The sequence below is a fragment of the Ramlibacter sp. genome (assembly GCF_028291745.1).
In the GTDB taxonomy this organism is placed as follows: domain Bacteria; phylum Pseudomonadota; class Gammaproteobacteria; order Burkholderiales; family Burkholderiaceae_C; genus Ramlibacter.
In genome coordinates this window covers 1-5,643 of sequence record NZ_JAQGNQ010000014.1, presented here as the reverse complement: position 1 = coordinate 5,643, position 5,643 = coordinate 1, and the positions used below count along the sequence as shown (strand labels likewise).

The window sequence follows — 5,643 nt, the reverse complement described above, 5'->3', positions numbered from 1 at the left end:
GGACGTGTGATCGAGCGGAGAGTTTGGCTGCGCAGCAGTCAAACTCGCAGCGAGTTCGGCCGCGCGGGCCGCAAGACCGGCCAGCGCAGGTTTGCCCGATCGCGCCTGGCGCGATCGGGACGCCCCGGCGCGCGCCGCAGCCCGCCCGCATGCGGCTTTGCCGCCCCAGGCGCTTGTCGTGGCGCAATGACAGCACAGTTTTTCAAGTCTCTTGACGAGGCTTGGCCTCTTCCCATGTCTGAGCAGGGACATGCTGGAACGTGCTATTCCGGACAGCAGTGGGGCTGGACCCGGATCCATGCGGCCTCTGGTGCGCTGTCGGCGCTTCGCGCTGGATTGCGGGTCAAGCCCGCAACGACATGCATGGGGGTCGCCGCCGTCAACCCGCCTACACTGACGGAGAGGGAGCCATGCCGCTAGACCCGCGCCAGCAGCGCCGCGACGGCCTCGCGGCTTTGCTGCCCCAGTTCCAGCAAGTCCAGGTTCGGAATGCGCCCGTCCCGCACCACCTCCTTGCCCGCCACGAACAGGTAGCGCAGGTCGGCATTGCCGCCGCTCGCCACCGGGCCGATGGCGGGGTCGTGCAGGCCGAAGTAGCGGGGGTCGCGGTCGAGGCCGTAGATCGAGAAGTCGGCGGCCTGGCCCGGGGCCAGCGTGCCGACCGCGCCCAGTCCCAGCACCGCCGCGCCGCCGGCACTGCCCCAGCGCACGACGTCTTCCACGGTGGTGGCGGCGGCATCGGCTTCGCCGCGGCCGCCGCGATGCACGGCCACTGCGTCCTGCCCATCGCGCGCACGGGCCAGCAGCCACGCAGCGTGGGTCTCGGAAATCATGTCGGCCGCTTCGTTGGAAGCCGCGCCGTCCACGCCGATCGACACGCGCGCGCCCGCCGCTTCCAGCGCGCGCACGGGGGCGATGCCGCTGCCCAGCCGGCCGTTGCTTTGCGGGCAGTGCGCGATGCCCGTGCGGGTGGCGCCGAGCAGCGCGATCTCGTCGGCATCGAGCTTCACCAGGTGCGCGAACCAGACGTCGGGACCCAACCAGTCGATCGTCTCGCAAAAGTGCACCGGCTTCATGCCGTGCTGGCTGTGCACCGCGTCGTGGTACTGCACCGTCTCGGAGAGGTGCGAGTGCAGGCGCAGGCCCAGCGAGCGCGCCACGGCGGCGGTCTCGCGCATCTCCTGCGGGTGCATCGAGTGCGGCGGTGTGGTCGGTGCGACCACCACGCGCTGCATCGCATCGGCCGAGGGATCGTGGAATTCGCGCGCGAGCCGCTGGATGTCCTGCAGGAAGCCGTCCAGCGTTTCGGGCCGGCCCGCCGGCGGCAGGTCCGCGCCCGGCACGCGCGAGAGCGTGCCGCCACCGCGGCACAGCACGAAGCGCAGCCCCAGCTTCGCGGCCTCGTCGAACAGAATCGCCGAACTGTCGTAAGGCATGTCCGGGTAGTAGTGATAGTTGTGGTCGGCCACCGTGCCGCAACCGGAGAGCGCCAGTTCCACCAGGCCGATGCGCGCGGCCAGCCGGAAGTCCTGCTCGGTCATTGCGGGGCGCAGGCGCATCGGGGTGGCCAGCAGCCAGGGCGTGAGCGTGGCATTCAGGCCCTGCGGGTCGCCCTTGAGCAGCGACTGGAACAGGTGGTGGTGCGTGTTGACCCACGACGGATAAATCACGCAGTTCGAGGCATCGATCTGCCGCTCACCCGGTTCGGGCGCAAGCGTGCCGATGGCGGCGATCTGGCCATCGCGCACGCGCAGGTCGCTGCCTTGCGCGCGCGCGCCTTCGCCCTTCAGGCCCGTGAGGATGGCAGTGGCGTTGCGGATCAGGAACGAGCTCATGCGATGACTTTCTGGATGGGGATGGTCCTGGCGGCGTTGCCGCGGTGAATTTCCTCCTCGCCGTGCGCGTGCAGCAGGTCCAGCAGCTGCTTGCGGATCACGAGGCCGGGCTTGTCGGAGGCCATGTGGAATTCGGCGCGGCGGGCCGTGTCGATGCAGGCATCGGCATCCGTCGCCTCCAGGATCTCGCGGTCTTCGGCCGTGATGGCCGCGTCCCAGTCAATCAGTTCCTGCGTGCTGCACGCCTCCTCGCTGTCGTTGCGATAGAGCCATTGCACCAGCATCATGCGGTCGTCGTCGATCGGCGTCGCGCAGTTGTAGATGATGTGGGCGACACCGCTGGCGGGGTAGGTGCAGCCGAAGCGGCGCGAGAAGGGCAGGTAATAGCGGTTGACCAGGCGGCGGTGCGTGATCGGCTCGCTGGTGCCGGTGACGCGATGGCCCGCCTCGGGATTGCGGATTGGCACCAGCGTCTCGGCCTCGAAGCCGTAGTCGGTTTCCTGGAAGGTGTAGGGCGCCGGCTTCGGATTCTCGAGGATGCCGAAGTTGGCCTTGTGCACGAAGGAGAAGTGCGAGTTGTCGAACGAGTTCTCCATCATCCGCAGCGGGCTTGTGCGCCACTCTTCGTAGAACTGGTGGATGCGGCGAAAGCCGGGCGCGCCGTCCTCGGGAAAATGCGGGATGGGGCGCAGGGGCTCTTCGAGCGCGACCCAGACATAGCCGTATTTTTCCTGCGCGCGGTAGGCCGGCACGCGGGCGCCGGCGGGAATTGCCAGGTCCGGTTGCTGCGGGATCTTCACGCAGGCGCCCGTGCAGTCGTAGGTCCAGCCGTGGTAGCCGCAGACGATGTTGCCGTTTTCGACCGTGCCCCTGGAAAGCTTCGCGGTGCGATGGCAGCAGCGGTCGGCAACCGCCGCGGGCGTGCCATCGGCCTGCTTCCACAGCACGATGTCTTCACCCATGAGGCGAAAGGGTTTGGGGCCTTCGTCCAGGTGGGACATGGGCATGAGCGCATACCAGAAGCGGCGCAGGACGTCTTGTTTGGTGGTCAGCATGGTTCGGTGGTCCGGGCGGGCGTCATCGCCGCAAATGAATCGTGGCTTCGACTTCGATCAAGGCCGCATCGCCGGGCAGGAAGCGATTCACCTCCAGCACCGTGCTGGCCGGCGGCTCGCCGGGGTAGAACAGGCTGCGCACCCGGTTGTAGAAGGCGTAGTGCCGCAACTCGCGGAAGTACTGCACCAGCTTGATCGCGTCGGCCATCTCCGCGCCGTGCTCGCGGGCGATCTGGCGGATGCGATCGAGCACGAGCCAGCTCTGGGCGACCGCGGGCGCCTCGTGCACGTCGACGCTCATCTGCCCGGTGTCGTAGCCGAGCGCGCGCAATTGCTCACGCGCCTGCGCCGGCAGTTCCTCGTAGGAGGCGACGATCGCCCCGCGCGCCGGATCGACCGCCACCACGCCGCTGACGAACAGGAAATCGCCGGCCCGTCGTGCGGCGGCGTAATTCGCCATCGGCTTGCCTACCGCGCTCACTGCGGCACCCCATGCATCCAGGCGCGCACCTTGCCCGGGTTCAGCAGGTTGTGCGGATCGAAGCGGCGCTTGGCGGCGATCGCCGCCTCGGGCAGGTCGCCCCCGGCCTTGCCGTCTTCCACGATGAAGACGTGCGGGTCGTTCACGCGCACGCCGTTGTCGCGGTAGCACTCGATGATTTCCTGCAGGCGCTCCTCGGTCGTGAAGCGCACGAGCGGCAGCGAGGTGCAGGTGACCTGGCCGTCCATGTTGCGGATGAATTCCGCGTGCATCAGCACCTCGCCGGCGAGCTTCGTCTCCATGCGCCGCACCTGTTCCAGGTGCTGGCCGGCGGTGAAGGCGCACTGCAGGTAGGTGATGTCCGGATCGGTCTTCAGCGCCACCAGCGTGGTGTGGTTCCAGGTGAATTCCAGCAGCGTGCGCCGCGTGCGTGCGATCTCGGCGGCTTCCTTGCGGTAAGTCACGCGGCCACCGAATTGCGCGGCCAGTTCCAGCATCGCGCTCTCGCTGGCGGGGGCCAGCGCCAGCACGATGGCGTGCGTGCCGGCGGGCAGGAATTCGGCGAGCGGCTTGAGGCGCTCGGCGACCGGCGCCGAGAAGAAGCCCACCTCGCGTTTGCTGATTCCCGGTGCGTTGGCAATGGCATTGCCGAAGTCGAGCGCCGCATCGAAGCCGTCGAACACGACGAGGTATTCGTTCCAGGGGACTGCCGGCGCCAGTGCCAGCTCGATCTCCAGCACCAGGCCGTTGGTGCCCCACAGGTGGTGCATGGCCAGGGCGTCGGCGCCGCGCAGCTCGATGATGCGCGGTTGCTCCTCGATGGTGATCGCCTTCACGCCCAGGATGTTGCCGCGTGCCGCCAGCGGCCCGTAGTTGATCGAACCGACACCGCCGAAGCCGCCGCCGAACAGGCCGCCGAGCGTCGCGCTGCGGTAGGTGGACGGCATGCAGCGCAGCTCGATGGCGCAGGCGGTGCGCGTCTCGTTCTCGAAGTCCGCCAGTCGCATGCCGGCTTGCGCACGGCCCGCGCCGTCACGGCCCCACAGGAACCCGTTGTAGCCGGAGAGATCCATCACCACGCCGCCGTGCAGCGGCACCGCCTGCCCATAGTTGCCGGTGCCGGTACCGCGCACGGTGATCGGCACGCGCAGCTTGGCGCACAGCGAGACCAGCCGCACGATTTCTTCTTCGCTGCGCGGGCGCACGGCGGCATCGGCCACCTTGCCGGCCAACTGGCGCTTGAGCACCGGGCTGAACCAGGAGAAATCCTGCGAAAGCCGCGCGATCCGCGGCGGCTCCGTGACCCAGTCCAGGTCCGGCAGGGCGATATGGAGTTGTTCGATCGGGTGGATGTTCATCGTCTTCAGTCCCGCGAGAGTTCGCTGGCATGCCACGAGCCCAGCGCCAGTTTCGAGAGCCACGCCATCAGCACGAACAGCGCCACGCCGGTGAGCGAAATCAGCAGCAGCGCCGCGAACATGCGGGGGATATTGAGCTGGTAGCCGGCAAACAGGATCTGGTAGGCGAGGCCCGTGCTGGTGCCGCCGGTGCCCGCCACAAACTCCGCGACGACGGCGCCGATCAGCGCCAGGCCGCTGGAGATGCGCAGGCCGCCGAAGAAGTAGGGTAGCGCGCTCGGAATGCGCAGGCGCAGCAGCACCTGCAGGCGCGTCGCGCGATTGAGCGCGAAGTAGCTTTGCAGGTCGGGATCGATGCTGCGCAGGCCCAGCGTGGTGTTGGAGATGATGGGGAACAGCGCAACGAGCGCGGCGCAGATCACCAGCGAGGCCGTCGGGTTCTTCACCCAGATGATGATCAGGGGCGCGACCGCCACGATCGGCGTGACCTGCAGCAGCACCGCGTAGGGGAAGAGCGCCGTCTCGATCAGCCGGCTCTGCACGAACAGGAAGGAGATCAGCACGCCGATCACCACGGCTGCCGCGAACGACAGCAGCGTGATCTTCAGCGTGAAGAGCAGCGCCATGCCCAGCGTGCCGAAGTCGGTGACCAGCGTCTTGAGCATCAGGAAGGGCGAAGGCACGAGGTAGGGCGGCAGCTTGTATGCGGTGACCGCGCCCTGCCAGAGGGCCATGAGGACGAGGGCGACCAGGGCGGGGTAGAGCACCTTGTCGTAGTTGCGTCTGACTTGCTCCCTCCCCCTCCGGGGGAATGCGGGGATGGGGGCGCGGCGTCAGGCAAGCGCCGCCGCCTCTTAAAGCGCCGAGCGCCCCCAACCCAACACAACCCCGGGCGGGGAGGGAGCAAGTCATAA

Annotated in this window: 5 protein-coding genes; all 5 read right to left on the bottom strand. The window is 68.2% G+C overall.

What is annotated here, in order from left to right; all coding sequences use genetic code 11:
* Positions 1-416: 416 nt before the first annotated feature.
* Genes JWP60_RS02115 through JWP60_RS02095 form a run of 5 tightly spaced genes read right to left on the bottom strand, consistent with a single transcriptional unit; the run spans position 417 to position 5,550 of the window.
* Positions 417-1,835 carry an amidohydrolase family protein gene (locus JWP60_RS02115; RefSeq protein ID WP_299785915.1) on the bottom strand — a complete coding sequence of 473 codons (1,419 nt, stop codon included), beginning with the start codon at positions 1,833-1,835 and terminating at the stop codon, positions 417-419.
* On the bottom strand, positions 1,832-2,890 hold the full coding sequence (locus JWP60_RS02110; protein ID WP_299785913.1) for an aromatic ring-hydroxylating dioxygenase subunit alpha: 1,059 nt from the start codon (positions 2,888-2,890) through the stop codon (positions 1,832-1,834). The genes JWP60_RS02115 and JWP60_RS02110 overlap by 4 nt, the downstream gene beginning before the upstream one ends.
* A gap of 22 nt (positions 2,891-2,912) precedes the next feature.
* A complete protein-coding gene (locus tag JWP60_RS02105) occupies positions 2,913-3,350 on the bottom strand; it encodes a RidA family protein (protein ID WP_299785919.1) in 438 nt (145 codons plus the stop codon).
* A 17-nt stretch (positions 3,351-3,367) separates the two neighbouring features.
* The gene (locus tag JWP60_RS02100; protein ID WP_299785911.1) at positions 3,368-4,729 is read right to left on the bottom strand and encodes an FAD-binding oxidoreductase; all 1,362 of its coding nucleotides are present in this window, start codon (positions 4,727-4,729) and stop codon (positions 3,368-3,370) included.
* 5 nt (positions 4,730-4,734) lie between these two features.
* Positions 4,735-5,550 (bottom strand): ABC transporter permease, encoded by an 816-nt coding sequence (locus JWP60_RS02095; RefSeq protein WP_299785917.1) that lies wholly within the window; start codon positions 5,548-5,550, stop codon positions 4,735-4,737.
* Positions 5,551-5,643 lie beyond the last annotated feature (93 nt).